Annotated in this window: 1 protein-coding gene; it reads left to right on the forward strand. The window is 59.0% G+C overall.

Translation table 11 applies throughout. The annotated features are described in order from the left end of the window. Nucleotides 1-26: 26 nt before the first annotated feature. On the forward strand, nt 27-361 hold a 335-nt coding region (locus tag CSV68_RS17015), incomplete at its 3' end, for an amino acid permease (protein ID WP_199175066.1).

Here is a 361-nt window from a genome sequence, read left to right on the forward strand (position 1 = left end):
AAGAAAATGGGCAGCTTAAGCGCACCATGAAAACACGCCACCTGATTATGCTCTCGCTGGGTGGGGTCATTGGGACAGGGCTATTCTTCAATACTGGCTATATCATTTCAACGACCGGGGCCGCGGGAACGCTGCTGGCGTACCTGATTGGCGCGCTGGTGGTCTGGCTGGTGATGCAGTGTCTGGGCGAACTTTCCGTTGCGATGCCGGAAACCGGCGCGTTTCACGTCTATGCCGCCCGCTATCTTGGCCCGGCAACAGGCTATACCGTGGCGTGGCTTTACTGGCTTACCTGGACGGTGGCGCTCGGGTCGAGCTTTACCGCCGCCGGGTTCTGTATGCAGTACTGGTTCCCGCAGGT

The sequence above is a fragment of the Sporosarcina sp. P29 genome, assembly GCF_002743265.1.
Lineage (GTDB): Bacteria > Bacillota > Bacilli > Bacillales_A > Planococcaceae > Sporosarcina.